Genomic DNA, 26,385 nt, shown 5'->3' with positions numbered 1-26,385 from the left:
AGTCCGGTACTGACGATCAGGACACCGACGAGAAGGAGAATGAATCGTTCTTTGTTACGCCACCACGAATTCCAGATGAACTTAAGCATAGGCAGGGACCTCCGATGGATCAACAACCCGACCATCTTTCATCGTGATCGTCCGGTTCGCGCGTGCGGCGAGTTCAGGATCATGCGTGACGAAGAAGACGCCACAGGCGTTCTCACGGTTCAGTTTCGTTAATAGACTGAAGATGACCTCACCGGTTGCTGTGTCAAGATTCCCAGTCGGTTCATCCGCGAGCAACCACTTCGGGCGATGGATGAGAGCGCGGGCGACGGCGACACGTTGCTGTTGTCCACCAGAAAGTTGCGAAGGGAGAGAGTGAATCTTGTCTGCGAGTCCGACCTCCTCGAGGAGCTCAAGTGCCCGTTTTTCCTTATCATAGTCGACCTTGCGTCCGAAGAGCGGAGCGAGCACGTTCTCGAGTGCCGTCAGCGTCGGGATGAGATGAAACTGCTGGAAGATGAAACCGATATTCTCGAAGCGGAAGTCCGAGAGTTGCTTCGCATTCAATTTGGAGATGTCTTTTGCATCAAACAGTAATTCGCCTGAAGTCGGAGTATCGAGTGTCCCGAGAATACTGAGCAACGTCGACTTACCAGAACCGGAAGGTCCGATAATCGAAATGAAGTCACCTTCGGCGAAGTCGAGCTGGATGTCGTGTAATGCGAACGTCTCGTTTTCACCTGTCTGGAACGATTTCGTTATACTTTTGCACGTAAACGAATAAGCCATGTACCTTACCTCCTAAAAGTAATAGTTATTTAATCCCATATGTAAGTTATAAAATCCATTACTTTCCTATTATAATCATAAAAACACTCTTATTAAACCGTAAAAATACAGAAATATCTGAAAAATAAGTCAATTTTCGAAGTAATGAATCTATTCTAGTAAACATATTCGTTCTACTCTTTGAATAATGAATATCTTTGTTCCTGCTCATCAAGTAGGTATCAGTTAATATTACATACGAATACAGATAACTTCCGTGTCAAGACAAGCAAAATGAAACAAGGAAGTCCACATCTGAGAAATGATGTGGACTTCCTTTTATAGTAGCTATGCTATTTGAAAGGTTAAGTATTTAAATATTCTTCACGACGATCATTTGTAAATATCTCGACGGTGTCCTATTTCGAGAATTAAGATCACGACTTTTTCATCCTGGATGTCAGCAATCAGACGATAATCACCGATGCGATAACGCCATTCACCCGATCTGTTCGAGACGAGCCCTCTACCATGACGACGCGGATCATCCGTCCCGACCAGATTCTTCTTGATCCAGGACATGATGATCCGCGCTTGTTGAGGGTCCATCTTCTTGAGAGACTTTTGAGCTCCGCGCTCAAACTCTACCGTATATGCTGTCATTCTAAATCAAGTTCTTTCATCATATCGTCGAAAGAGATCGCTTCTGATTTTTTACGGTGTGCTGCCATCGAATCATGATAGAGTTGTAAATCGATTTCATCTTCGATACGGTCGAGGACGGCATCGCGAACGAGTGTAGAAATCGTGATGTTCTTCGCTTTCGCATATTCCTTGATGAGTCGTGTATCTTGATCATCTAGACGTACGGAAATGGTACTCATGATTATCAGCTCCTTTGTAATACATTGTAATACATATTCCAGTAGTAGTCTAGAAATGGCACCGATTTAAAATAGGATTGAACCTGTTACAACTAGTATGAAAATGATGAATAAGTATGAAAAAAGAAAGGCTGCTGTATCGCGTGCCTTTCTTTTTGTATAAGACGTCGCACACGCTGAAATGCTCATGTGGAGGATCATAAATACACGGAAATGCTATACAACGCTGCGAAAAATAATGAGATCGAGACGCCTAATCCAAGATAGAGGGTCTTGATGGAGTCTTGGGTTGATCGGATGACGTACACCAACAATCCCACGAAAAGGAGGCTGATTGCCATCAAGAAGAGGGATATCATGGTCGGCTCGAACCGGATATCAGAATAGGTGAAACGCAAGCTAGGGAAAAGAAACCCTGACAGTGGACCAGCCCCGCTGGATTGAAGAGTATCCTTGATCGAGTGAGGGGGTTCCTGTTGACCGAGCCACGCAGTAGCTGTGAAGAGAAGCAGGATCAAGATGCCTTCCATCCGCATCCGTCGGACTTCAAACGATCGTTCAGGAGACGCGTAACTCCACTTCCCGTTCATGATACCGATGATCAGCACGGGTAGAATCAGGACGTGTTTCCAGAGTAAGGCTTGTCCATACGGTAAAATCCAGGAATCGGAATACTCCTCTACCTGCACGACGACAGACATCAGATAGATGCCGGAACCGACGATCAGTAAGAAACATAGCGTCACGAGTGGTTTGAACCATTCGAGGAAGATGCCCCAGTTACGATCTGATGGACTCCAAAAGCCGAGTATGAGCAATCCACCGGTCCAGATGAAGACGGCGAGTGCGTGAATAGAATGTACGAGCATGCCTTCTGCCCCTTTGATGCTAGAGGGGTGCCCGGACCACGCGAACGTAACGACCATCGCCATAACAAGGAATACCCCTAGTTTTATACGTCCAGGACTGAGTGATGCACGATTGATGACGATGAGAAGGAGTACACTCCAGAGAGCCATCAGAATCCAAGCGTTCCTTGCCTCGAATGTAAGTAACACGGATCGCAGTGTTATCCAAAAACCGATCTCTTCATATAAATACAGTACGATTCGTAAGACGGACAGGGAAAAGGATAACAGCATCAGCACGATGAGCATGCGAACCCAGCGGATTGAAAGCGATACGTCAGGTCGGTAAGAACGAGGGATGAGCTGGACGGAAAAGAAACCGATCAACAGCGCAAGACAACCGTAGAGGAGCGTATCGTCGATCAGATAGAGCGCGGTCATCGCTTCCGCCCCTTCAGGATAATCTGGTAGAAACCATACAACGCCAAGACGAACAAGCCTCCGGCAATCCAGAAGGGAAATCTGCCATCTTCCGTCGTGCGAGTAGTGACCTGAGAAGGTGCTACTTTTTTCGTTTCCTTTTGAACAGATGATGTCTCCTCTTCTGGTTCGGACGTAGTATTACTTGATACGACAGTGAATGTATATGTACATTGATCGGATGTCCATCTGTCCCGATGATTTTCCAATCGACCTGGTATTTCCCTGGCGCCATGGGACGGTCAAGTGTCAAAATCATCCGTTCGTTTTCTTGAGTGAACGTCCCCTCAAGGATGTCGGAAGCATCCACGGCGGATACTTGAAGACTACCGCCAGCCTCGATCTCGGATTCAAAACGGAGGGTCAGTTTGTCAGTTGGTTGAACAGTCTGATTCGCTCCCGGAGTGGAAGATTCCAGCCCGGTATGTGCGGAGGGAACCACTATAATGCGCCCGTAAGCAACAAAAGGAGAAAGCTTTTTTGATACATCGTGTCAACTCCTTCATGTGTAGGTATGTATGGTCGATAAGATAAGGAAGAAAATCCAGTCCATTATTTTTTTGACGCTTACATTAGGAAATACTAATATGATGATAATATATTAGCGGATTCGAATATGAAAAAGGAGTGAATATTTTGGAACAATTACTGGAACCATTGGACTTAAAGGTAAGGGTCGTACATGGTTTTTCTAATAAGACACGATTGCAGATCTTAGAATGTATCCGTGACGGAGAGAAAACCGTCACGGAAATCGTCGAAGCGATTCAAGGAAATCAGTCCAACGTCTCGCAACACTTGGCGTGTCTAAAAGGATGCGGATTGATTCAAAAACGGACACAAGGGAAGTTCGGGTACTACTCGTTGCGAAACGATACCGTACGAGAATTATTGCGACTGTTTGGAGAACTGACGTTAGAAATCGGTCAGGAATCTGCTTGTTGTGAACATCACATCGAGGAGGCGTAAAGATGGCAAGTTCCTGTTGTAACAATGACTCTTCGAAGGAGAGCGCTCCAAAAGAAGGGAAGAACGCTTCTTTACCGACAACGACGTGCTGTACCTCGAGCGCGGACACGCAACGTGGAAAGGCTGATCAGACAAGTTGTTGTACGACCTCCGAATTAGCGGGTACGTCGTTACAAACGGAACCTTCTGAGTCTCCGCCTAACGATACGGAGACATGCTGTAGTAAGGTGCCACTGGAGAAGGTGAATCCGGACGATGCGTCATGTTGCGCCTCGAGTAGCCCTGGATCAGCATCGAACCTCGCTACTCGTGCGACGTATACCTACCGAATAGAAGGGATGGATTGTCCCTCTTGCGCCGCGACGCTAGAGAAGGGGTTGGCGACGATACCGGAGTACCAGCAAGTGTCCGTCCAATATGGTGCTGCTCGTCTGAAGATCGACAGTGAAGAAGAACCAGATGATCGTCGTTTAGGGGAGGAAGTCCGAAAATTAGGATTCCATCTCATCCTTCCCGATAAATCAGATCAGCTCGTCCAAACATTCACCGTTTCCGGGATGGACTGTAGTAGCTGTGCTAAGACGATCGAACAACACTTTCAAAAGATGCAAAATGTCCAGACCGTCACAGTTTCGTTTGCCCGTGGGGAGATGGAAATCGACCATCATCTGGATGCTCGACAAGTCCAAAGCGAGCTGAACAAGATCGGTTTCGATGGATACGTCAAGGGAAAGAAAACGTCCGAGGCACCGGTCCGGTCGTTCGAGGGGATCTCCTTGATCCTGTCCGGGATTTTGATTGGTCTGGGATTGCTCATCCAAACGAGCGGAGTAGCGTATCTTCCGAATGTTTTGTACGGTATCGCCTTGATCCTCAGTGGGGGGAGAGTTTTCCGGAGTGCCTATTATGCCGTCCGTGCCCGCTCACTCGACATGAACGTATTGATGAGCGTAGCAGCCATCGGTGCCGCATGTATCGGGGAGTGGCTCGAGGGAGCGACCGTCGTCTTCCTCTTTGCCATCGGCAATTTGCTTCAGAATCGCTCCCTTGCGCGGACGCGCAATTCCATTCAGAAACTGATTGAACTGTCTCCGAAGGAAGCCTTCGTGCTGACGGACGGGGACGCTAGACGTAAACCGGTGGAAGCGGTGCGAGTCGGAGAAATCCTCCGGATTCGACCAGGTGATCAGGTTGCACTGGACGGCACGATCCTGAACGGGACGACGACCATCAATCAAGCACCGATCACGGGCGAATCGATTCCTGTCGATAAGAAGGAAGGCGATCACGTATTTGCCGGAACGCTCAACATGGATCGTTCGTTCGACATGATCGTCGAGAAGACGTATCAAGAGACGACGCTTGCGCACATCATTGAACTGGTCGAGGAAGCGCAGGATAATAAAGCACCGAGTGAAGCGTTCATCGATCGTTTCGCGAAAGTGTATACACCGTTCGTCTTCCTAGGTGCATTGTTGCTGATGATCGTCCCACCTTTACTCCAACTTGGTAGTTGGGGAGAGTGGTTCTATAAGGGGTAGCGTCAGGAAAATGCGGATTTACAATGCTAAGGAAATTCCCATACTAAAAAGCCAAATTTCTCAACATCAATTGAGAAATTTGGCTTTTTCCGTTGCTCAGTTAAAGCGTCCTTTAGTTGTATATTTCCTGTTGATATCCCTTTTGAAGCATAACATTGTTTTCAATGATCGCACCCGATAGTTGACGCCCATTTTAGAACCTATTCTTTGATTTTCAATAAGCGTAAACTGTTTAATGTTACAAGTAAAGTTGCTCCCATATCAGCAAATATAGCTATCCAAAGTGTTAACCAACCGGGCATGACCAAAAGTAATGCCACTAATTTAATCGCCAAAGAGAAGGTAATGTTTTGCTTGATGATTGCTAAAGCCTTACGGCTTAATTTTATTGTATATGGCAATTTACTCAAATCATCAGACATTAAGGCGATGTCAGCCGTTTCTAAAGCTGTATCAGTTCCAGCACCACCCATTGCTACACCAACGGTAGATGCCGCAAGGGCTGGAGCATCATTCACGCCATCTCCGACCATCCCCACACTTTGATGTTTTTCTCGAAGTTCTTTAATAAAATTAAGCTTATCTTCTGGAAGTAAGTCAGCTTTAATATCCGAAACACTAACTTGTTTTCCGATGGCTGTTGCCGTTCTTTGGTTATCGCCTGTTAGCATCACTGTTTCGATTCCCATATTGTTCAACTTGCCGATAACTTCTTTAGACGATTCCCTCATTTCATCGGCTACGGCAATAAACGAAAGAATTTCTTTTTCTGTTCCTAACACCATCACCGTTTTACCTTGAGTTTGCATATCGGCAATTTTTTCTTTCCTATCGCTTGAAATGCTTCCGTGTAATTCCTCAAAAAGATTTGGACTTCCCACATAATACATTTCATTATTTATTTTGGCTTTAACGCCTTTACCTGTAATGGATTGAAAATCCTCTACTGTTACTTCGTTGAATTTTAATCCATTTTCTTCTGCTTTTCGCATAATCGCTGAAGCAAGAGGGTGCTGTGATCCTTTTTCAATGGCTGCTGTTATGGTCATTAATTCATTTTCATTTCTACCATATGTCACAATGTCTGTTACAGCAGGAATACCTTTGGTTAATGTTCCTGTTTTATCAAAGGCTATCGCTTTTAAGTGTCCTGCTTCTTCTAAATGGATACCACCTTTAATTAAAACACCATTTTTCGCTGCATTTCCTATTGCTGTAACCACAGCAACTGGAGTTGAGACTACTAAGGCACAAGGACAACCAACCACTAATACAGCTAAGCCTTGATAAATCCATTGGCTCCAGTCTCCGCCAAATAATGGTGGAACTACCGCAATTAAAAGAGCTAGTATGACAATAGCTGGTGTATAGTATTTTGCAAATTTATCGACAAACGCTTGAGAAGGGGCCCGTTCTGCTTGGGCTTCTTCTACCAAGTGAATGATTTTTGAAAGAGTAGTATCTTCAACTCGTTTTGTTACTTTAACCTCAAGTAACCCTTCTTCATTCAAGGTTCCTGCAAATACTTCATCATTTGTGGTTTTCGTTACTGGAACACTTTCACCTGTAATCGCAGCCTGATTTAATGTCGATGTACCTTTAACCACTATTCCATCCATTGCTAACTTTTGACCGGGCTTAACAATCATGATGTCTCCAACTTGAATATCATCAACATGAATCATCATTTCTTCATTGCCTCGTCGAATTAACGCTTCTTTTGGGGCAATATCCATTAAAGATTCAATAGATTGACGTGCTTTATCCATTGAATAACGCTCTAATGCTTCACTAATCGCAAATAGGATAACAACGGTTGCCCCTTCACCCCATTCACCAATGATTGCAGCTCCTATAATTGCAATAGTCATAAGCGTATTCATATCGAAATTTAATCTGCTTAGATTTTTGAGACCTTTAATGAATAACGAATATCCACCGATTAAAATGGACGCTGCATAACCAATTGTCGATAGAACATGCTCTTCACCATACTGCTCTCCTAAGAACCAGCTAACTACAAGTAAAATAGCTGATATATATACCTTAATGTTTTCTTTCTGCTTCCAAAAAGGTTCTCGTTCTACCCTTTGTTCTTTTTCATCTCGAATTTTTAAATTTTCAAATGCTCCTGCTTTTTCTAATTCTTCAATGGTTGTCGTCCCTTTAACATAAACTTTAGATGCTCCGAAATTTACTTTCGCATCCTGAACACCGGGAAGTTCTTTAACATTATTTTCAAAAATGGCTGCACAGTTAGTACAAGTAAATCCTTGAACACGATAGGCTTTCATTTCTTCTTCAGACAGTTTTGCTTTCCCACTAGACATTGATCTTCACCTCTTTCTTATGTGCCAATGCAATCATCATAATTTGTCTGATATGCTCATCATCTAATGAATAAAATGCAAGTTTTCCCTCTTTTCGAAACTTAACAATCCCTTGCTTATGGAGCGTTCGCAGGTGATGAGAGGCATTTGCAACCGTAACACCTATAATATTTGCTATATCACACACACACAGTTCGTCATCTTGACATAAAGCATAGGTAATTTTTGCTCTATTTTCATCTGCAATAGCTTTTAACATTTGGGCAACACTAGAAATATCTACTGTCTGTAAATTACCTTGTATTCGATTGACCTTTTCTTCGTCATAACAATAAATTTCACAAGTATCTTTCTTAATCACATTCTCACCCCAATATCATTCAAGTGTTTATTTGAATATAGTATAACCATTTTTAATAATTCATTCAAGTGTTTATTTGAATGAGTAAAAAAATTCATAAAAAAAGAATTGGAGTACCCAATTCTAATAACAAAATAACCAAACTGCATAAGACTTTAAGTACATAACATTATCTGGCCAATTAATGGAATAGGACTGAACTATTTGTTCTCTTCCGATAGCTTTCTATATAATGAATCCCTAGACACATTTGTAATTTCACAAATTTGATTTACAGTCATATTTCCTTCTTTATATAGCTTTACTGCATAATTCATTCCCGCATGATTTTTATGATATTTCTTTATCCGACCTTTAAACTTTCCTTCTTTCTTAGCCAGCTCAATCCCTTCACGTTGACGCATACGGATAAGATCTCTCTCTACCTGGTTAACACCAGCCATTACTGTAATTAAGAATTGGCTGTATGGATTATCCTCTGATAAATCTAGCCATGTATCCTTGAGTGATTTTAAGCTGGCTTTTTTCCTTCGTATGTAATCGATCAATTCAAATAAATCTTGTGTACTACGAGTAATTCGAGTTAAATCTGTAACATAAATGGTGTCACCATCTTGTAAGTCCTCTAACATTTTTTGAAGTTGCTCACGTTCCTTCGTTGCCCCAGAAACTTTTTCTTCGTATATAATATCCATTCCGAATTCGCTTAGCTGCTGAAATTGTCTTGAAGGGTTTTGACTAGTTGAACTGACACGTACATAACCAATTTTCCGCAAAATATCACCTCACTTTTGAGACAAGTCTTATGAGACGCTAGATCACAGCAATCCACTTCAAAATAAATGACTTGATGAAGTCGCTTCAGATCATAGAAAAACCCTCATTTCGACGTCGAAATGAGGGTTTTTCTATGATCTGAAAAGATGCTGTCTTAGGACATCCTCTCTTCTTTTTTTAGGTTACAAATAGTTCAATGGGTTGACACTATTCGCTGCAGAATAACTGCTGTATTTATAACTGTTTTTATGAATCTCAAAGTGTAAATGATTTCCGAACGAGTTTCCTGTATTCCCAACTGTTCCAATCTTCATACCTTTAGAGACTGTCTGACCACTTTTTACCGAAAGACTATTCATATGAGCATAAACGGTTACGTATTTTTGATTCTTTAGACTATGTGAAATCATAACGTGTTTACCATATGCACCGCTGTTTTTAGAGGTAGTGACTTTTCCACTCGCAGAAGCATAGACAGGTGTGCCTTTTGTTGCAGCTAGATCAACGCCATTATGGAATGTATAACCGTAAGCGCCATTAGATTTTCCGTATCCTTGGGTCAGCCTTCCTTTAGTAGGAGAAGCAAAAAGAGACTCATTATACGTCATTTTTTTTGCAACGTGGCTCTTATATTTTTTTAGGTAAGAACTATAGATATACCGTGTGTTCCCTTTGTAAAGTACTTTTGTCCAAGCTCCTTTTTTTCCTAAATAAGAAAAAGTCTGACCAGTGTTAGTCACGCCGACTATATTGTAATTGAGAGAAGGACCAGTCCGAACACGGAGATTGTCTGTCTTTACTTTTACTTTATATGCACTACTTGCTTCAACTTTTGGGCTATGCATTGAAAAAGTTGTTGTGAGTAAGACGCTAGAAGCGATAAGTATTACCTTGTTTTTCATTAGTTGTACTCCTTTAAAGATAAAGATACGGTGACAAACGATTTGTTAAAAGGAGTATAGCATCACTATATTACAAAAAAGTGTATCAAATTCATTTCAAAAATTGATACGAGATTTAATCAAAAAATGCATAGTTTTTTCACAAACAGATTTTATGTTTAAAATTAAACACATTTCTTTTTTATACATCTTAAAAAAGATTTATTTTTTAGAGTTCGGGAGGAATTTGATGGAGTTATCTTTTTTGTTAGCTTTTGGAGCAGGGTTTTTATCTTTTATCTCGCCATGTTGTCTAGCTTTGTATCCTGTTTTTCTATCTTACATTACAGGAATTTCAGTTACAGAGTTAAAAGTAAATAAAAAGTGGAACTGGAATGGTGTTCCCCATACATTCGTTTTCTTACTTGGATTTTCGAGCGTATTTTTAGTGATGGGTTTTTCAACGTCATATTTGGCTGATTTTTTTATAGTGTATAAAGATGTTCTACGGATGAGCGGTGCACTTATTTTATTCATATTCGGTGTTATTTTAACTGGTCTGTGGACCCCAATATTTTTACTTAAAGAGCGAAGAATGAACTTAGGAAAAAGAAAGCGTGGTTATATCGGAACGTTTATTGTCGGAGTCGGATCGGCTGCTGGATGGACTCCTTGTACAGGACCAATCCTCGCTGGAGTTATTGCTTTGATCGCCACGAATCCTAGTAATGGATTTTTATATATGCTCTTTTATGTACTAGGTTTTTCTATTCCATTTTTCTTGATGTCGTTTTTGGTCGGGAAATCCAGATACTTAATGAATTATTCTTCAAAGGTTATGAAAATAGGTGGCTGGTTTATGATTTTATTAGGTATCATATTGTATTTCGATGGTCTGACGAAACTAACTACAATATTGATTGATTTTACAGGGTTTAGAGGGTTCTGACGCTCTATTTTCTATTTCGAAAGGAGATGCATCGTAAATGTCTCGTGAAAATGTCCTGATAATAGGAGTAGAGGAAAACTGGAAAGTGATGGAGAACATAAAACAACTTAAACCTGTAAGTATAGATATTCATATTTCTTCAAAAGAAGGATGGGTTCGAAAGCTATTTCCTGATTTTAAATATTTTGATTCATTTTCAAAAAAAGAATCAGAAGAAGGGTATATTAGTAATCTGATTGAATATTGTACTTCTCAAGAAATAGGCTGGATTATCCCTTTAAGCGAACAAGAAGCATCTACGTTATCAAAACATAAGTTGAAAATGAGAAAAAATAACGTAGCGTTTATAACATCCTTTGACTGGGATAAAACAGTACTTCATGATTCATTTTCGGTTCAAGGTAATACCTTCACTTATTCTTTTGACCAGATAAAGAATGCGCCTGAAGGTGTAAAGGTGGGGAAAATTGATGCATATGTCGATTATCGATCTAGTGAAGTGATTTGCTGTTTTATGAGAGAAGAGTATGAACGGTACCAAGATACTGTTCTTTCATACGAGGTGTTTGCCAACTCGATTTTAGAGGAGTGCGTAGCAATAATTGCTCAAAGGCTTAATATAAAGGGTTCTTTTTCTTTCGATTATCAACGTGATTCGGAGGGAATGTATACGATTACAAAAATAGAATGTTTCATGACGCATTCTACTCGTGAGGCTATTTTTAGTGATTATGATTTCGCTAATTATTTGTGGAGCAATATTCAAGGAATTGTCCTTTTAAAAGAATCAAATGATAAAAGCTCTTTTGTGTATCGCCTAAATGAAGAATACTTTCTTTTCTAAATCTCAACAGTTTGTTTTTATATGTAATCATCTTAAATGAGAAAGGTACTTTATGAATAAACTTTCATTTAAAATAACGTTATTTTATTTTTTCGGGATTCTCATGATTTTCATTCTCTCATCTGCTATTGTATACAACATTCTTGAGCATCAACAAGTAGAAAGTGAACTGGAGAGCCTTCAAGAGAGAGGCAATAGTCATCGAGATGTTCTTTCCACTAACTTCGACAAGCAAACAGTTGAACACGTTGTTTTAATGGAGGAAAAGGCGATGACTGATGTGATTATCTTAGACAAAAATAATCAAGTCGTCGATTCATCTAACGACGCTGAACAATTTTTGAACCCGGATTGGATTCAAAAAAAGGATGGAATCGTAGAAGGTAATTGGAGAGAGGGCAAATTTTTAGTGACGGTGAGTAACATTGAAGATGGCGGTCAAATAATCATGTTAGAGCCGACGAAGTATATACAGCATTTGATGGGGGAATTGAAACAACAAGTAGTGTTCTCTCTATTCTTGTTAGTACTTTTTCTATTAGTAAGTGTTTATTTTTTGAGTTATATCATTATAAAGCCACTTTTATCAATGAAAGAGGCAACGGTAAAGTTAAGTAAAGGCGAGGTGCTGAAAATCAGAGAAGCTGAGAGAAGCGACGAAGTAGGAGATTTAGCACGAGCGATCACTAAGTTATCTGTTGATTTACGTCACATTCAAAATACAAGAAAGCAATTTCTGACTTCAATCACACATGAATTGCGTACGCCGATTACCTACATTAAGGGATATGCAGGACTCCTCAAAAAAGACGAATCGAGATTTGGAGATATTATCTATGAGGAATCCGAAAGACTTCAAGAACTGATTGAGGATTTGTTTGAACTTGCTAGATTGGAAGAGCCACATTTTCAAATAGATCCTCAGATCACAGAGATGAATGATTTCTTAAAAAAAATCAGTGAAAGAATAATTTTTAAATTTGAGGAGAAACAAGTGAAATTAATTCTTCAAATTAATAAAACTCCCATCTACAAAGAGATAGACCAAGCTAGATTTGATCAGGTTCTCTTAAATTTACTGGATAACGCGCTAAAATATACACATGCGAACAAACGCGTATTTTTAAAACTTGATGAAAACTTTATTGAAGTTACGGATGAAGGTGGTGGTGTGGATGAGCAATCACTCCCGTATCTTTTTGATCGTTTTTATCGAGTAGATTCTTCACGAAATCGTGAAACAGGAGGTACTGGGCTCGGTTTGGCTATCACGAAAGAAATAGTTGAAGCGCACAAAGGGACCATCGTAGCTATTAATGTAGAAAACGGGCTGAAAGTTGTCATTGACTTGAGGGGGATTCCAGGATGAGAACCATTGCTTTGGTAGATGATGAGAATCGAATGTTAGAACTGATTGAACTCTATCTGCAAGACAGTTATACCTGTATTAAGCTGAACAGCGGAAGAGAGATATTGAACTTGATTGATGTAGATGAGCCTGACTTAATCATATTGGATGTGATGATGCCTTTAATGGATGGTTTTGAGACCTGTCAAAGGATAAGGGAAGTTTCGAATGTACCAATCATTTTATTGACAGCACTCGACGGAAAAGAAGAAATCGTAAAAGGATTACAACTGGGAGCAGATGATTACATTGTGAAACCGTTCGACGAGGCGGAATTGAAGGCAAGAATTCAATCGATTTTCAGACGAACTACAGTTTCTTCAGGATCAAAAATCGAATCGTCGGGTCTAATCTTAAATGAAGACGCCCATGAGCTGTATTATGATAATCATTTAGTCAAAGTCACGCCAAAGGAATTTTCATTACTTGCTAAGTTATTAAAAAATCCAGAACGTGTCTATTCAAGAGAGGAACTACTCTCAAGTTTATGGTTAGCAAATGAGTGGACAGATGAACGAACGGTCGACTCTCATGTAAGAAACTTAAGAGAAAAACTTAGGAAACTCGAGTTTCCTATTGAAGAACACTTTCGCACAGTATGGGGAATTGGTTACAAGTGGGTTCCTTAAATAAGGAGAAATAAGACAAGAGAGGAACGGTTAAAAAACCGTTCCTCTCTTGTTTATCGTTTATTCTGCAGATAGTTCGTCTTCAGTCACCCATTTATGATTTTTCACTTCTTCACCTGTAGTCGATTCGAAATCAATCATATACACTGTTGTTTGCTTAGCTGAGTCGATAGTGGCCGTAGCATCCTTCATTCCTTTCATATGATCCGCGTCTACTTTTACTTCATCGCCTACTTCATAAGGAGATGACTTGGCATCTACAATCTCTTCTTGAATAATCCATTTATGATTCGTGACGCGTTTCCCGCCATTTGTAGGGTCATAAGAAATGCTATAAGCAGTAGTATCATAAGCTCCTACAATTTTAGCCTCGGCCCCTTTCATGCCTTCCATATGTGCTTCTTTGATCATCGCCATGTCGCCAACTTTAAATTTAGGGTTTTTAGCCTCTTGGAGCCCTTTCGGAACCTCTTTCGATCCAGACATGTCCATCGTCGAATGATCCATACCGTCCATATTTTTATCCATGCTTCCTGTTGATTTAGAATCATCACCATTGCTTCCGCACGCAGCGAGTGCTAAAGAAAGCGAAGCAGCCATAGTTGTCATAAAAATCTTTTTCTTTAATTTCATAAAAATTACCTCCAAGTGTTTTTTTTTATGCTTTCCATAGACTTTATCACATAAATTTGCAGAAACATTGCAGAGAGCAGAAAAGTAACACATTGAAAAAAATATAAAATTCATGGGTGGAAAGACATATTTTTTTCACAATCATTCTTTAAGTTAAAGAAAATAATTAAATGAAGGGAATGATCCATGTGAAGAAAAGATGGTTAATCGCAACTATCGGTATCTTTACTCTCATGATGATAGTGGGCGGTTCGTATTTACTTTTTACCCGAGGTACTATGCCAAATAACAAACAGCATATGGAATCTATGATGAATGTAGGGAACACTACTACAAATCAGACCATGATGGAAGGTATGGGACATGGCGCGAGTGTCGATTTAAAATCAACTGAAGAAAAAGAGCGACGATTGAACATCCCTAAGATGCTAAAATCCGATCGTGAAACCAAGAATTCCATTCAATACACGATTGTCGCTAAACAAGGAGAGACACAGTTCTTCCGAAATAGTAAAAAAACTGAAACTCTAGGATATAACGGAAATTATTTAGGTCCTGTAGTGGAATTGAAAAAAGGAAAAATGGTAACAATCCGTACGGTGAATCGCTTATCAGAAGCGACTACATTCCATTGGCACGGTCTTGTTGTACCATCATCCGTAGATGGCGGACCACATCAAGTCGTGAAAGCTGGTGAAACGAAGGTAGTAAAGTTTAAAGTGAAGCAAGATGAATCGACATTGTGGTTTCATCCACATCCAATGGGGAAAACTGCTGAACAAGTATACAAGGGGTTAGCAGGATTGTTGTACGTAAAGGATGAAAAAACTAAAGAGACGATGCTACCTCAAAAATATGGTGAAAATGATATTCCATTAATTCTTCAAGATCGAAAAGTTAAAAACAGGAATGTCCTTGGATATGCTGATGTAGAAAAAACAGATGGGGCTTTAGGCGATACCCTCCTCGTAAACGGTACGATTAATCCATATTTCAACGTAAAATATTCGCAACTTAGAGTCAGATTGATAAATGGCTCCAATGCACGTAACTACGTAGTGAAGCTATCTGACGGTTCATCCTTTAAAAAAATTGCTGATGATGGTGGTTACATCTCAAAACCGAAAAACGTAAAGAAAATTGAATTAAGTCCAGGCGAACGTATAGAGGTATTGGTAGACTTTTCAAAAAGAAAAATTGGTGAGACTGTTTCATTTGAGACGAATGGAGTAAGGGTCGTTAACTTCAAGCTGAAGGATAAACAAGGGACGAACCTAAGTGCATTGGCGCCGAAAAGTGGATATGAAAAGCCGCTAAAGACCTTGTCTACAGTGAATCAAAAGTTAACTCTTTTCGGGATGGGCAAAAATGTTGAAATCAATGGGAAAAAGTTTGATGAGAAGAGAATCGATATTAAAGCGAAACAAGGAGAAACCGAAATTTGGGAGGTCTATAATAAAAAAGACATGATGGGTGGAATGACTCATCCCTTCCACATTCATGGAGTCCAATTCAAAGTATTAGAGCGAAACGGACAGAAACTAGATAATCAAGAAGCAGGTCTAAAAGACACTATCGCTATAAAACCAGATGAACGAGTTAAGATTCAGATGACTTTCAAGGAAAAAGGGGTATTCATGTACCATTGCCATATCCTTGAACATGAAGAGAACGGAATGATGGGTCAGTTGAAAGTGGACTAAAAAATAGGTGAATGTTTTCATCTTTTTTTCACAAACTAAGGAAATAGGCTTTGTGTAAGTCAAAAAAGACGGAAAATGGAGGTATTTTAGAATGAATACTGGACAACAAGAAATCTTAGGTGCCCTACACAACTGTATAGTGACTTGTAATGAATGCTTTGATGCGTGTTTGAGTGAACATCATATTTCTTCGATGGCAGAGTGTATACGTCTAGACAGAGATTGTTCTGAAATTTGTAGTCTTTTAGTACAAGCTATTTCTCGAAACAGCAGCAATATTGATGTTCTTGCAAGAAGCTGTGTTGAAATTTGTGAAAGATGTGCCGACGAATGTTCGAAACATGATCATGATCATTGTAAAAAGTGCGCTGAGGCCTGTAATGAATGTGCAAAAGTCTGTCGTAAATTAATTGCTTAAAGCGAAGTGTTAAAAATGAAGGAGCATCTATGTCGCCATGCCGAAAAAGGTATGAGCTAAAAAGCTGATGCTCTTTCATTTATAAGCACTAAGATACTTAGTTATGAAAAAGTTCATAACCTTTATAGACCAGTAGTATGGTGAGAGAAAATAAGGATACATAGAGGATAACGATCAAACTCTTCATAAACACTTTCATGAAAATCAACTCCATTCTATAGGTTGAATTGATTATATAGAAAGTTCGTGAAATTTATGAGGAAATAGACTAACAATCATTTATTATTAAAAAATTTTAATGTAAGAGGTGGTGACTAGGATGGATAAAATATTAATTGTTGATGATGAAATAAGAATGAGGCAATTATTAAGACTCTATCTAGAACCAATAGGATATGAATGTAGTATGGCGAATGATGGGATCGAAGCTTTAGAGAAAGTGAAAAAAGAAACCTTCGATTTGATTTTATTGGATGTAATGATGCCAATGTACGATGGATTCGAAGTATGTAAGAAAATAACGGATTCTCACCCGGAAGTCCCTATCATCATGATAACGGCTCTAAATGATGCTGAATCCATCGTCAAAGGACTAGATGCTGGAGCTACAGATTATGTCACAAAGCCGTTTAACGGGGACGTACTTTTAGCAAGAGTTCGGTCTGTCATGAGAAGGAAAGCAAAAGAACCCGTTATCTACCACGGACTTACGTTCGATGAGAGCAACAATTTAATTTTACTAGATGGCAAGTCGATTGACTTTACACCAAAAGCACATGCATTACTGCGACTATTCCTTCAACATCCTGGAAGGCTGTTCAACAGACTAGAGCTTTATGAATTCGTTTGGTCTTATACGTCAGAATCGGATCCGAGGACAGTTGATTCTCATATTAAGATGATTAGAGAAAAGTTAAGAGAGTTAGATTACCCGATCGATAGGCATCTGAAAACAATTTGGGGGAGAGGATATCGTTGGAGTGAGGATGAAACGAAATGACACTCTTGCTATAGGAGCAAAAGTGTCATCATAAAAATCATAAGGGAGTCGGTGTCGGCTTCGAGTATCCATCTTTATATGAAGAATCGATTGCAGAACGAATATCTTTAACCGATTCTCCGTCCCGTTGCTTCAAAATAGACTTTACAGCAATCTCGAGACAGGTGCTGCATGTCATTCCGTGACTTGTCCATTTCACCGATCCATTCGTCGCGTTTTCTTCTATAAAGCAATCATAATTATTTTTATGATTGACTGTTTCACCGCAACCGCAATAGCAAGGTATTTTCTCTAGTAGTTTACGATTTTTCCCTACAGCTTGATAAACATTTCGTACATCTTCAGGTTGAGTTTTTAAAAACGTGGGAAGTATCAACGATGATGATGTTTCTTCAATCTTGTCACCGCTCATATGTTTCGCATGATCTACCTCCTTTGAATGATTAGGAGTAGAAGACTTCATCGGGGATTGAGCACAGCCGACCGCAATCAAGGATAGGCTAATAAGACTTACGCTTTTTAAGAGTATGTTAAGTTTCACGATTGGATTCTCCTTAGAGATAATTTTGTAGGTGCATAAAACAAAGCTTTTTAATTGCGTTTTTTGTATTAGCTCATTTGTCTGTTCACGATAGTACCTATTCGTTCATTTGACCATAGTCTTCATTAGTTCAGTTAATTCATGAATTGTCATCAATCATTTGATGTCTACCTCGAACTTGTCCTTTAATTCTTTTTAAAGTTTCAGTACTTGTGATTTTGGCGCTAAATAGTCCTATTCAAACAAATGGTCTCATTTTTTAAAATATATCCTATACTTGTATGATAATTTTTATTTTTTAGTGTGTCAAAATACATTTTATATTTATATATATAAGTTTAACTGGAAGTAAAAACGAGATGTAGCTCTATATAGTCATGATCTCTCTATATACACCATACAGGTATATAGTACGTAAAAGGAGGTTTTCTTATGAATCACCATATCCATCACGAACATACTCATCATGAAGACCAACAAATGAGTGCTTCACATCATGAACATGAAGGAATGATCGGAGACTTCAAGAAAAGATTTCTCGTATCGTTAATGTTGACCATTCCAATCCTGCTACTTTCCAAAATGATTCAAGAATGGTCGGGTATCAACATTAGCTTTCCATATGACGACGTTGTTTTGCTTTTGCTATCCACAATTGTCTACTTCTACGGTGGATGGCCGTTCTTAAAAGGTAGCTTAGACGAAATGAAACAAAAAAATCCGGGGATGATGATGTTGATCGCTTTAGCGATTAGTGTTGCATACTTTTATAGTGTGGGCATCATCTTAGGTCTAGGAGAGGGACATGACTTTTTCTGGGAGTTAGCAACGCTCATAGATATTATGCTTTTAGGACATTGGATTGAAATGAAGTCAATCATGGGCGCGTCTAACGCGCTACAAGAATTAGTCAAATTGTTACCCAGTATTGCGCATCGAATTGATGATGAAAAAATAGAAGATATTGCGGTGTCGGAATTACAGACTGGTGACGTGATTCTGATCAAACCTGGGGAGCAAGTTCCAGTTGACGGTAAGATAATAAAAGGAGCAACAACAGTTGATGAATCGATGCTGACAGGTGAATCTCTTCCCATCGAAAAGAAAATGGACGACCACGTAATTGCTGGCTCCATTAATCAAGAAGGAAGCTTGACTGTTGAAACGAAAAATACAGGTGAAGGCACGTATTTATCGAAAGTGATCGAATTAGTCAGCGAAGCGCAGACATCTAAATCTAAAACACAAAATTTAGCGAATCGTGCAGCAAAAATTCTCTTCTATGTCGCTGTTTTTGCCGGTGTGTTGACATTTATCATTTGGCTTGCATTAGGATATCCGCTCAGCATTGCTATCGAACGTATGGTGACTGTCATGGTTATTTCGTGTCCCCATGCACTAGGACTTGCAGCGCCATTGGTCGTCTCTGTCTCGACGGCGCTGTCTGCTAAGAAAGGTTTATTGATTCGAAATCGGACGCAGTTTGAAGAGGCACGGAAATTAGACGCCATTATTTTTGATAAGACAGGTACTTTGACGCAAGGTAATTTTGGTGTGACGGATTTGATGCCGGTTGATGAAATTTCCTCAAACGAACTACTTCGTCTAGCAGCGGGAGTCGAACGTTCATCACAACATCCTCTTGCTAAAGGTGTAGTAAAAAGAGCAGAAGAGCTACAACTATCACTTCCGTCGATTGAAGATTTTATGTCTATTACAGGAGTCGGATTGGAAGGGAAAGTAGAGGGTACGTTAATTCGTGTAGTGAGTCCTCGATATATTCGTCAAGAAAAAATAACGGTTGATGAGCTCGCTTTTGAAAAATTATCTGAAGAAGGAAAGACTGTCATATTTGTATTGAAAAACAAGCAATTACTAGGAATGATTGCACTTGCTGATTTAGTAAGAGAAGAAGCGAAAGAGACTGTGACTGCTCTTAAAAATAAAGGCATAAATTCAATCATGCTCACTGGTGACAATAAAAAGGTTGCACATTGGGTTGCCAAACAGTTGGGTATTGACGAAGTTCATGCAGAAGTTTTACCTGATGATAAATCAAGACAAGTAAAGAACATTCAATTGGAAGGTAGGAAAGTAGCCATGGTGGGTGATGGCATTAATGATGCACCCGCACTGGCACAAGCTGACGTAGGGATTGCGATTGGTAGTGGAACCGACGTGGCAGTCGAAACCGCTGATATCGTACTGGTCAGAAGTAATCCGAAAGATGTTCTCTCTATCCTTGAACTTTCCCGAAGCACTTATAACAAAATGATTCAAAACCTATGGTGGGCAGCTGGTTATAATGTTATAACAATACCACTAGCAGCCGGCGTTCTAGCTCCCTATGGTGTGATCTTATCCCCAGCCATTGGGGCAGTACTAATGAGTCTTAGCACCGTCATTGTTGCTGTAAATGCTAGAACGTTAAAAATATGAAATCATTTGAAGTGATTTCAGAACTTATTAGTAGCGAAGCACTGAATTTAATCGCGTGTAAAAAGTCTATGAGTATTCGAAGACTTTTTACACGCGATTTTAATTTTATTAGAATATATGATGATGATGATTTATATAAAGAACAAATTTTTATTGCAATCATTATATAAAACGGTCGTTAAATAGACAAAAAAGAAAACTCACATATTTCCTCAGATGCGAGTTCTAACTGCCTTATTTATAGATATCACGACGATGTCCAATTTCAAGAATCAAGATCACGACTTTTTCATCCTGGATGTCAGCAATAAGACGATAGTCGCCAATGCGATAACGCCATTCACCCGATCTGTTCGAGACGAGCCCTCTACCATGACGACGCGGATCATCCGTTCCGACCAGATTATTCTTGATCCAGGACATGATAATCCGCGCTTGTTGGGGATCCATCTTCTTGAGAGACTTTTGGGCTCCGCGCTCAAACTCCACCGTATATGCTGTCATTCTAAATCAAGTTCCTTCATCATATCGCCGAAAGAGATCGCTTCTGATTTTTTACGGTGTGCTGCCATCGAATCATGATAGAGTTGCAAATCGATTTCGTCTTCGATGCGGTCGAGGACAGCATCGCGAACGAGTGTAGAAATCGTGATGTTCTTTGCTTTCGCATATTCCTTGATGAGTCGTGTATCCTGATCATCCAGACGTACGGAAATGGTACTCATGATTATCAGCTCCTTTGTAATACGTTGTAATACAAATTGAGCTTTTAGTACATAGAATTGATGATGATTCAGAATGAACATTCTCTGCGAGATGAAACCCGGCTACTGAATATCATGAATGAGTACGATTGAATAGATTGAATCATGTTCAAATTGTTCTAAACATAGTCATTCTATCTTAATTTTGACTATGTTTAGGCAATCGATGACCATGATTTTTTCAGCCCGATAGAGTGACGCTCAATATTTGCTTGAAAGGAACAATCTCGACGTCGAGATTTCGTTTGACTAGGTAGACCTCCTCTTGCACATAGTCGAGCTTCTCGACGAAGGCATCGAAACGATGCGTCAACAGACCGTTCATCGCCGTCACCGTGACGATGTCACCGCTGAAGATGGCGTCGTTCAACGCGTTCTCGATCGTCCCGTCGATTGGTCCCTCCGTATCCTCGAACTTGAGATGATGGACCTCTTGGTAATAGCGTTTTAGCAATCCTTTGTGTTCGGGCATGAGGAACGGGATCCACTTCTTATTGCCTCGGTCTTCATAACTCATTAAAACCACTCCTTTTCATAATAAGAACATTTGTTCTTATTATGTTCCTCGTTTCTCCTGTTTTCAATCCGCTTTTTCGACGTCTCATCAATGCCTCCGTTTTTGGGAACGAAAAAAGGCGCGACGAGTATCTCGTCACTGCCCTAATATGTTTCGCCTATTCGATTGGGTGGAGAATTCATTCTCCGACCATACCGTCATAGTCATTGTCCCGCATATATTGGTACAACCAGTGCTTCTCCGTGATTGGCATCGCAAAGCCTGCGTCCTTCGCTTCCTGGATCGTCACTTGACCATTGCCGTCGGTATCGACGCGCGAGACATCCTCGGTCGCTGTGGTATCGGCAGAGGACGTCGCTGACGATTCTGTTTTCGTCTCCTTTTTCTTCGTCAGACCGAGTGCCGCATTCGTCTCGTCCGGGTTACCGTTCTTGAACCGGTCGACGACAGTGTTCCCACGGACCGTATAGGTATACTGATACGCGGATGGGATCATCGTCGACGTATCCGGATAAGTGATTTGCGCCTCGAAGTTCGTCGCGCCACCTGCCTTGCGGATGACGTCTTCCATGTACGTCTGATCACCATGACGGTTCAAGGTGCTGTCCTGTGGTGTGATGTCGTAAGCATTCGAGACGCCACCGAGCGAAACAGCGATGATGTGTCAGTCAATCGATACCGTGTTGAGCGTATTGGAGAAGGGGCGAATTTTACAGTTAATTCTATAGATGGAGACTTGAAAGTAAACACAATTCTTGGTCTGGATGATGTGAACTCGAATGCATTTTTTAGTGAGGATGGCGATGTATTAGAAACTCAAGCAGATGTAAAATTAAAGATCATTTAATAATCTTTTGATTACGAATTAACGTGTACTCAGATTAAATAGCATCTATCAAACAATAGAGAACTAAATAAATGAGCACCCGATTTTTTTGATTTTATTCTAAAAAGAGAAGTTAATATAGACATTATAAAAATTGAAAGGAGTGTTTAAAAGACTTTTAAAAGTCTTTTAAACGGTGTATACTAAAGGAAATAAGAGGAGGGTATGATAATGAGAATGCGAATACTTGATATTCCAACCACTTCTATATCTGACGTGAAACGGTCTCCTATGGAAGCATTTCAAAGAGCAGATCGTGAAGCAGCCGGCGTATATGTTTTTAACCGTGAAAAAGTTGCAGGTGTTATGCTGACTCAACAGCAATACGAATCACTCAACAAAGAAATTGAAGACTTGTACAGCCGATTGGATGATTTAACAGTCGAAATGCGACTATCCAATAAAAATGTCCGCACCTACACCGATTCAGAAGTCCGTGGAGAACAAGGAACTCACTCGACGACTATTGATGAAATGGATGGGTGGGAGTAATCATTGTATCAGCTTGAGTGGACACAGTATTCGAAAGAGGACTACGATAACCTCGACGGTAGTCAAAAGGTATTCGTAGATAAAGCATTGAATCGCATCGTTTCTGTAGGAATGGCAGCAGGACAGCCGCTCAGTGGGAACTTGGCACATTGCAATAAATTAAAAAACAGAAAGATGGGGTTACGCGTTGTTTTTAGAGAAGTAGAGGGTAAACTCCAGATCATTCAAATTGTAGCGATTGGTAAACGAGATAAAGATGAGATTTATAAAACAGCAGAACAACGTTTAGATTAATAATTAAGAAAAGGATCAACGTACGGACACTTTAAAAGTATCTATACGCTGATTTTTTTGTATTTTTACATAAGAAAGGACTATTAAAAACACATTGATAAAAAGATGAGTTAATAAACTTTAAATTGTGTAGTAAATCAACTGAATACACATTTGTGAAAGACTAACTATTTTTGTATGCATAATGGTCGTTAAAAAAACATAAATCTAGTAGAAATCAATTATCTACTGGATTTATGTTTTTAATGAATTACAACGTACTTACTGAGTTTTCTGATCAAGTTCTATTTTTACAGTCGTATCCTTTGGAATAGATTCGTCGGTTGCATAGAGAACAAATGTCTTTTTGTCGACGGGTACTTGATAAACTAAGTCGACAACTGACTTATACGGGGCGAAGTATTGATAGCCGTTCTTGAATGCTTTTTCGTTATGATTGACATAATCGACGGTAGAATATTCTTTTCCGTCTAGCGAGGTTAGCGTAAATGTTCCTGGTCTGTAAGTTGAATATACACCTTTACTTTTTGTATCCGAGTTGTGCATAAAGACAGGAATTGTGATATACCGATAACCAGGCTTTTCTTTTAAATTCAGTTCTTTTGGTGTTGGAACGAGTGATTTAGCATAAAATAGCTCATATTTTGCTTTCGGATCACCCGGATAGGTTTGAATAACACCTTTCTCCATTAGTTTTTTAAGTGCTGCATCCTGCTTGCCTGTTTTCTTATCAGAGAATGTTTTCGTATTAGTTGTCAAATCCTTTAATTTTTGGCCACTAGTCTGTTGTTGAGGTGGAGTACTCTGTGTTGCTGTAGTCGTCGAAGATTCTGTTGAGGCGAACAGGAATAGACTCGCCACTCCGACACACAAGGAAGCAGCGATGGATCCGAGTGCCCATTTGAAACGCCGTTCTGTAGCTTGTGTGTTTTCGACGACACTGCCGAGTGCGGCATTCGGTGTGATCCGGACGGCACGCTGAGCGGGGAGCAAGGCGCCTAACACGCCGGTAATCACCGGAATCAAGAGCATGACGCTAAGGAAACCAAGCTCTTTAACGGGGAATTGCCCATAAACGAAGCCAATCATTCCAAGTGCTGTCAGAAGACCGATCACACCAGCACATAATCCTGTGATCATTCCTTCACTCAATACAAGTAAGCGAACTTGTCCATCCCGCCAGCCGGTTGCTTTGAGGACGGCAAGTTGACTCTTGCGTTCATTGACGTTTTGCCACATGATTTCCGTTGTCGTCAGGATAGCGATTAATAATGAGACTCCCATGGCGACGTAGTGCATCGTGCCGACTTCAAGCGCGACATATTCACCGAGCCACGTCGCATACAAGACGCCTTTTAAGCGGAACGTGATGAAGAGGAAGAAGATGAACAGACTCGTCGGTAAGGCGATCGCGACGACGGAGAGTAATGTCCGTTGCCAGTACGTGACAAGTTGATTGATGCTCATCCCAAACACGCTACGCGCGCGGACGAAACGACGACCTTTGGAGACTTCACCGGAGCGCATGCTTTCATATGGTTTGATGCGCCGGATCAATGACATCGGCACGAGCGTTCCACCCCAGTAAATGAGTAAACCAGCAAGACCGATCAACAGAATCCGACCGATTGCAATCGGGTTGTCCGTCGTAATCCAGAACGAACCGAGAATCGTCCATGAAATCAGTGCTACTAGTGTACCAAGCATCGTGGCTTCCAGGAACAGCAGTTTTGAGAGTTGACGTGGACGCCAACCGAGCGACAGTAAGATCGCGAATTCTTTCTTTCGTGCATACAGCAGGATGATGTTCGAGCTGAAGACATAGACGAGCGCGACAGCGATGACACTGGCGATGATCCCGCTCATTCCGACCTTTGCCTCTTGGAAGATGGCAATCGAGGACCCGAGCTTGATCCACGGTTGTTGGACCCATCCGAGTGCTGATTCGTCTTTTAAACCCGGTAAATAGGTCAAAGCGAGCTGCGGCGAGGAACCAAGTGTCACGTCCGTGATTAGACCTGTCTTCTGTTCGATTTCTGCTGCCACCTGTTGGAGCTTCTTCTCGCTAGCAGCATTCATCGTCTCGACACCTTTGACGTTGACGCGGATGGCAGAAATCGCTTTGGCACCACGAATTTTAAACGCAGCAGCGAGTGTCGTCAGCATCGACGGTGGTTTCGTCAGGAAATCATACGGATCATTTGTTGGTTTAACGTCTCGGACCGGATTGACGGGACGTTCATTCTTGTCCATCACCCACTGGGCTTTCGACGGAAAGTACGTCTCCATCGGCAGTTCTGTCAGCGGGTCTTTCGAGATATTCAATTTCTTCGGATCGAAGACCCCGATATAGTTCAAGTTGACTTTGGGCCAGTCCACGCTATCTTTTCCGAACATGCGTGCTTCCCGGTACATGCTGCGTTTAGCGAGCAAGGAATCTTGGTCGACTTGTTTCGGTTGGACTTGATAGGTGAACGGCCAACGTGAAGCGTAAGGACTTTTGATCGAACGGTAGTCGATCGGAGACGGTTTTAAGGCAATCCATGTAAAGGAATTGCTGTTCGTCTCTTCAGCGGTCGGTAACGTGTGTTTCAAAATATCATTGACGAGCTTCTTCTGGACATCTTGTGTCGTAATCGTATAACGTTTCGCACCACTTGTCGGTAAGGACTGTAAGTATTTTTTTCCGCCTTCTTGTTCGACTTGTTGTACCAGATCGTTAATGGATTTCTTTTTCGACGGCAGCTCCACTTTTTCGTACGTGTAGATGCGCGACGCATCGACATATTCACGATTGTTCAACAGGATCGGAATTTGGACACCATCTTCCCTGAACGAGGTGACCTGATCATCTTTTGAAAAATAGTTACTATAGGTTCCTTTGGTCGTCGCTTTGTCCAAGCCGACGAGTGCGGCTTCCGCTTCGGGATCAACCCCTGCAATCATGACTTGACTTCCATACTCATATAACGGTTGTTTTCCAAGTGGAAGGGGAGACACACCTGATTTTACTGCATTTCCTGTAGGTTCCCATCCTGCTG

General features: G+C 40.7%; 27 protein-coding genes and 1 pseudogene. 12 read left to right on the top strand and 16 right to left on the bottom strand.

Annotation, left to right across the window (positions count from 1 at the left end; genetic code table 11):
* Positions 1 to 81: 81 nt before the first annotated feature.
* The 5 genes from B3G15_RS15140 to B3G15_RS16015 form a co-directional block, all read right to left on the bottom strand.
* The gene (locus B3G15_RS15140) at positions 82 to 777 is read right to left on the bottom strand and encodes an ABC transporter ATP-binding protein (protein ID WP_290722176.1); all 696 of its coding nucleotides are present in this window, start codon (positions 775 to 777) and stop codon (positions 82 to 84) included.
* A 372-nt stretch (positions 778 to 1,149) separates the two neighbouring features.
* The gene (locus tag B3G15_RS15135) at positions 1,150 to 1,419 is read right to left on the bottom strand and encodes a type II toxin-antitoxin system RelE family toxin (RefSeq protein ID WP_058266059.1); all 270 of its coding nucleotides are present in this window, start codon (positions 1,417 to 1,419) and stop codon (positions 1,150 to 1,152) included.
* Positions 1,416 to 1,640 carry a type II toxin-antitoxin system RelB family antitoxin gene (gene relB / locus B3G15_RS15130; protein WP_026829710.1) on the bottom strand — a complete coding sequence of 75 codons (225 nt, stop codon included), beginning with the start codon at positions 1,638 to 1,640 and terminating at the stop codon, positions 1,416 to 1,418. The genes B3G15_RS15135 and relB (B3G15_RS15130) overlap by 4 nt, the downstream gene beginning before the upstream one ends.
* Before the next feature lie 197 nt (positions 1,641 to 1,837).
* Complete coding sequence (locus B3G15_RS15125) at positions 1,838 to 2,929, bottom strand: copper resistance D family protein (protein ID WP_290722172.1); 1,092 nt, start codon at positions 2,927 to 2,929, stop codon at positions 1,838 to 1,840.
* A gap of 121 nt (positions 2,930 to 3,050) precedes the next feature.
* Positions 3,051 to 3,410, bottom strand: a complete 360-nt coding sequence (locus tag B3G15_RS16015; protein ID WP_069940631.1) for a copper resistance CopC family protein — start codon at positions 3,408 to 3,410, stop codon at positions 3,051 to 3,053.
* A gap of 194 nt (positions 3,411 to 3,604) precedes the next feature.
* Here B3G15_RS16015 and B3G15_RS15120 point away from each other — a divergent pair, with 194 nt between their 5' ends.
* Together B3G15_RS15120 and B3G15_RS15115 are read left to right on the top strand one after the other, a co-directional pair.
* A complete protein-coding gene (locus B3G15_RS15120; protein WP_081780456.1) occupies positions 3,605 to 3,937 on the top strand; it encodes an ArsR/SmtB family transcription factor in 333 nt (110 codons plus the stop codon).
* A 2-nt stretch (positions 3,938 to 3,939) separates the two neighbouring features.
* Positions 3,940 to 5,478 (top strand): heavy metal translocating P-type ATPase, encoded by a 1,539-nt coding sequence (locus B3G15_RS15115; RefSeq protein ID WP_290722168.1) that lies wholly within the window; start codon positions 3,940 to 3,942, stop codon positions 5,476 to 5,478.
* A gap of 200 nt (positions 5,479 to 5,678) precedes the next feature.
* Here B3G15_RS15115 and B3G15_RS15110 read toward each other — a convergent pair whose 3' ends face one another.
* From B3G15_RS15110 to B3G15_RS15095, 4 genes are all read right to left on the bottom strand, one after another.
* Positions 5,679 to 7,808 (bottom strand): heavy metal translocating P-type ATPase, encoded by a 2,130-nt coding sequence (locus tag B3G15_RS15110; RefSeq protein WP_290722166.1) that lies wholly within the window; start codon positions 7,806 to 7,808, stop codon positions 5,679 to 5,681.
* On the bottom strand, positions 7,801 to 8,169 hold the full coding sequence (locus B3G15_RS15105) for an ArsR/SmtB family transcription factor (protein ID WP_017474136.1): 369 nt from the start codon (positions 8,167 to 8,169) through the stop codon (positions 7,801 to 7,803). Before B3G15_RS15105 ends, B3G15_RS15110 begins: the two co-directional genes overlap by 8 nt.
* 200 nt (positions 8,170 to 8,369) lie before the next feature.
* Positions 8,370 to 8,945 carry a recombinase family protein gene (locus B3G15_RS15100; protein WP_069940634.1) on the bottom strand — a complete coding sequence of 192 codons (576 nt, stop codon included), beginning with the start codon at positions 8,943 to 8,945 and terminating at the stop codon, positions 8,370 to 8,372.
* A 183-nt stretch (positions 8,946 to 9,128) separates the two neighbouring features.
* Positions 9,129 to 9,848 (bottom strand): peptidoglycan DD-metalloendopeptidase family protein, encoded by a 720-nt coding sequence (locus B3G15_RS15095; protein ID WP_029343438.1) that lies wholly within the window; start codon positions 9,846 to 9,848, stop codon positions 9,129 to 9,131.
* 226 nt (positions 9,849 to 10,074) lie between these two features.
* Here B3G15_RS15095 and B3G15_RS15090 point away from each other — a divergent pair, with 226 nt between their 5' ends.
* Genes B3G15_RS15090 through B3G15_RS15075 form a run of 4 tightly spaced genes read left to right on the top strand, consistent with a single transcriptional unit; the run spans position 10,075 to position 13,657 of the window.
* Positions 10,075 to 10,776, top strand: coding sequence for a cytochrome c biogenesis CcdA family protein (locus tag B3G15_RS15090; protein WP_414651124.1), 702 nt, complete (start codon positions 10,075 to 10,077; stop codon positions 10,774 to 10,776).
* Positions 10,777 to 10,813: 37 nt separating this feature from the next.
* Positions 10,814 to 11,620, top strand: coding sequence for a hypothetical protein (locus B3G15_RS15085; protein ID WP_290722157.1), 807 nt, complete (start codon positions 10,814 to 10,816; stop codon positions 11,618 to 11,620).
* A gap of 52 nt (positions 11,621 to 11,672) precedes the next feature.
* Positions 11,673 to 12,989, top strand: coding sequence for a sensor histidine kinase (locus tag B3G15_RS15080; protein WP_050678843.1), 1,317 nt, complete (start codon positions 11,673 to 11,675; stop codon positions 12,987 to 12,989).
* Positions 12,986 to 13,657 carry a response regulator transcription factor gene (locus tag B3G15_RS15075; protein ID WP_029343435.1) on the top strand — a complete coding sequence of 224 codons (672 nt, stop codon included), beginning with the start codon at positions 12,986 to 12,988 and terminating at the stop codon, positions 13,655 to 13,657. Before B3G15_RS15080 ends, B3G15_RS15075 begins: the two co-directional genes overlap by 4 nt.
* Positions 13,658 to 13,717: 60 nt before the next feature.
* Here B3G15_RS15075 and B3G15_RS15070 read toward each other — a convergent pair whose 3' ends face one another.
* Positions 13,718 to 14,290, bottom strand: a complete 573-nt coding sequence (locus B3G15_RS15070) for a YdhK family protein (protein WP_029343434.1) — start codon at positions 14,288 to 14,290, stop codon at positions 13,718 to 13,720.
* 170 nt (positions 14,291 to 14,460) lie between these two features.
* On the opposite strand from B3G15_RS15070, the gene B3G15_RS15065 reads away from it, so the two are divergent.
* From B3G15_RS15065 to B3G15_RS15055, 3 genes are all read left to right on the top strand, one after another.
* The gene (locus tag B3G15_RS15065) at positions 14,461 to 15,993 is read left to right on the top strand and encodes a multicopper oxidase family protein (RefSeq protein WP_214725537.1); all 1,533 of its coding nucleotides are present in this window, start codon (positions 14,461 to 14,463) and stop codon (positions 15,991 to 15,993) included.
* Positions 15,994 to 16,084: 91 nt separating this feature from the next.
* Positions 16,085 to 16,411, top strand: coding sequence for a four-helix bundle copper-binding protein (locus tag B3G15_RS15060; protein ID WP_214725535.1), 327 nt, complete (start codon positions 16,085 to 16,087; stop codon positions 16,409 to 16,411).
* 319 nt (positions 16,412 to 16,730) lie between these two features.
* Positions 16,731 to 17,411: a response regulator transcription factor gene (locus B3G15_RS15055; RefSeq protein ID WP_047394277.1), complete on the top strand. Its 681-nt coding sequence runs from the start codon at positions 16,731 to 16,733 to the stop codon at positions 17,409 to 17,411.
* A gap of 37 nt (positions 17,412 to 17,448) precedes the next feature.
* Here B3G15_RS15055 and B3G15_RS15050 read toward each other — a convergent pair whose 3' ends face one another.
* The gene (locus tag B3G15_RS15050) at positions 17,449 to 17,952 is read right to left on the bottom strand and encodes a PCYCGC motif-containing (lipo)protein (protein ID WP_290722151.1); all 504 of its coding nucleotides are present in this window, start codon (positions 17,950 to 17,952) and stop codon (positions 17,449 to 17,451) included.
* A gap of 432 nt (positions 17,953 to 18,384) precedes the next feature.
* Here B3G15_RS15050 and B3G15_RS15045 point away from each other — a divergent pair, with 432 nt between their 5' ends.
* Positions 18,385 to 20,391: a heavy metal translocating P-type ATPase gene (locus tag B3G15_RS15045; RefSeq protein WP_290722149.1), complete on the top strand. Its 2,007-nt coding sequence runs from the start codon at positions 18,385 to 18,387 to the stop codon at positions 20,389 to 20,391.
* A gap of 234 nt (positions 20,392 to 20,625) precedes the next feature.
* Here B3G15_RS15045 and B3G15_RS15040 read toward each other — a convergent pair whose 3' ends face one another.
* From B3G15_RS15040 to B3G15_RS15025, 4 genes and pseudogenes are all read right to left on the bottom strand, one after another.
* The gene (locus tag B3G15_RS15040) at positions 20,626 to 20,895 is read right to left on the bottom strand and encodes a type II toxin-antitoxin system RelE family toxin (protein WP_290722148.1); all 270 of its coding nucleotides are present in this window, start codon (positions 20,893 to 20,895) and stop codon (positions 20,626 to 20,628) included.
* Positions 20,892 to 21,116, bottom strand: a complete 225-nt coding sequence (gene relB / locus B3G15_RS15035) for a type II toxin-antitoxin system RelB family antitoxin (protein ID WP_069940640.1) — start codon at positions 21,114 to 21,116, stop codon at positions 20,892 to 20,894. The genes B3G15_RS15040 and relB (B3G15_RS15035) overlap by 4 nt, the downstream gene beginning before the upstream one ends.
* Before the next feature lie 220 nt (positions 21,117 to 21,336).
* A complete protein-coding gene (locus B3G15_RS15030) occupies positions 21,337 to 21,672 on the bottom strand; it encodes a YolD-like family protein (protein WP_069940641.1) in 336 nt (111 codons plus the stop codon).
* 178 nt (positions 21,673 to 21,850) lie between these two features.
* Positions 21,851 to 22,336, bottom strand: a pseudogene (locus tag B3G15_RS15025) (hypothetical protein); the annotation flags it as partial.
* 393 nt (positions 22,337 to 22,729) lie between these two features.
* On the opposite strand from B3G15_RS15025, the gene B3G15_RS15020 reads away from it, so the two are divergent.
* Positions 22,730 to 23,050: a hypothetical protein gene (locus tag B3G15_RS15020; protein WP_069940643.1), complete on the top strand. Its 321-nt coding sequence runs from the start codon at positions 22,730 to 22,732 to the stop codon at positions 23,048 to 23,050.
* A gap of 3 nt (positions 23,051 to 23,053) precedes the next feature.
* A complete protein-coding gene (locus B3G15_RS15015; protein ID WP_069940644.1) occupies positions 23,054 to 23,344 on the top strand; it encodes a type II toxin-antitoxin system RelE family toxin in 291 nt (96 codons plus the stop codon).
* A 261-nt stretch (positions 23,345 to 23,605) separates the two neighbouring features.
* Here the strand turns inward: B3G15_RS15015 and B3G15_RS15010 are convergent.
* On the bottom strand, positions 23,606 to 26,385 hold a 2,780-nt coding region (locus tag B3G15_RS15010; protein WP_290722144.1), incomplete at its 5' end, for an ABC transporter permease.

The sequence above is a fragment of the Exiguobacterium sp. UBA1053 genome, assembly GCF_002316465.1.
GTDB classification, from domain to species: domain Bacteria; phylum Bacillota; class Bacilli; order Exiguobacteriales; family Exiguobacteriaceae; genus Exiguobacterium_A; species Exiguobacterium_A abrahamii.
Note: the sequence above shows the minus strand (reverse complement) of the source record. Positions and strands in the feature narration are given on the sequence as shown.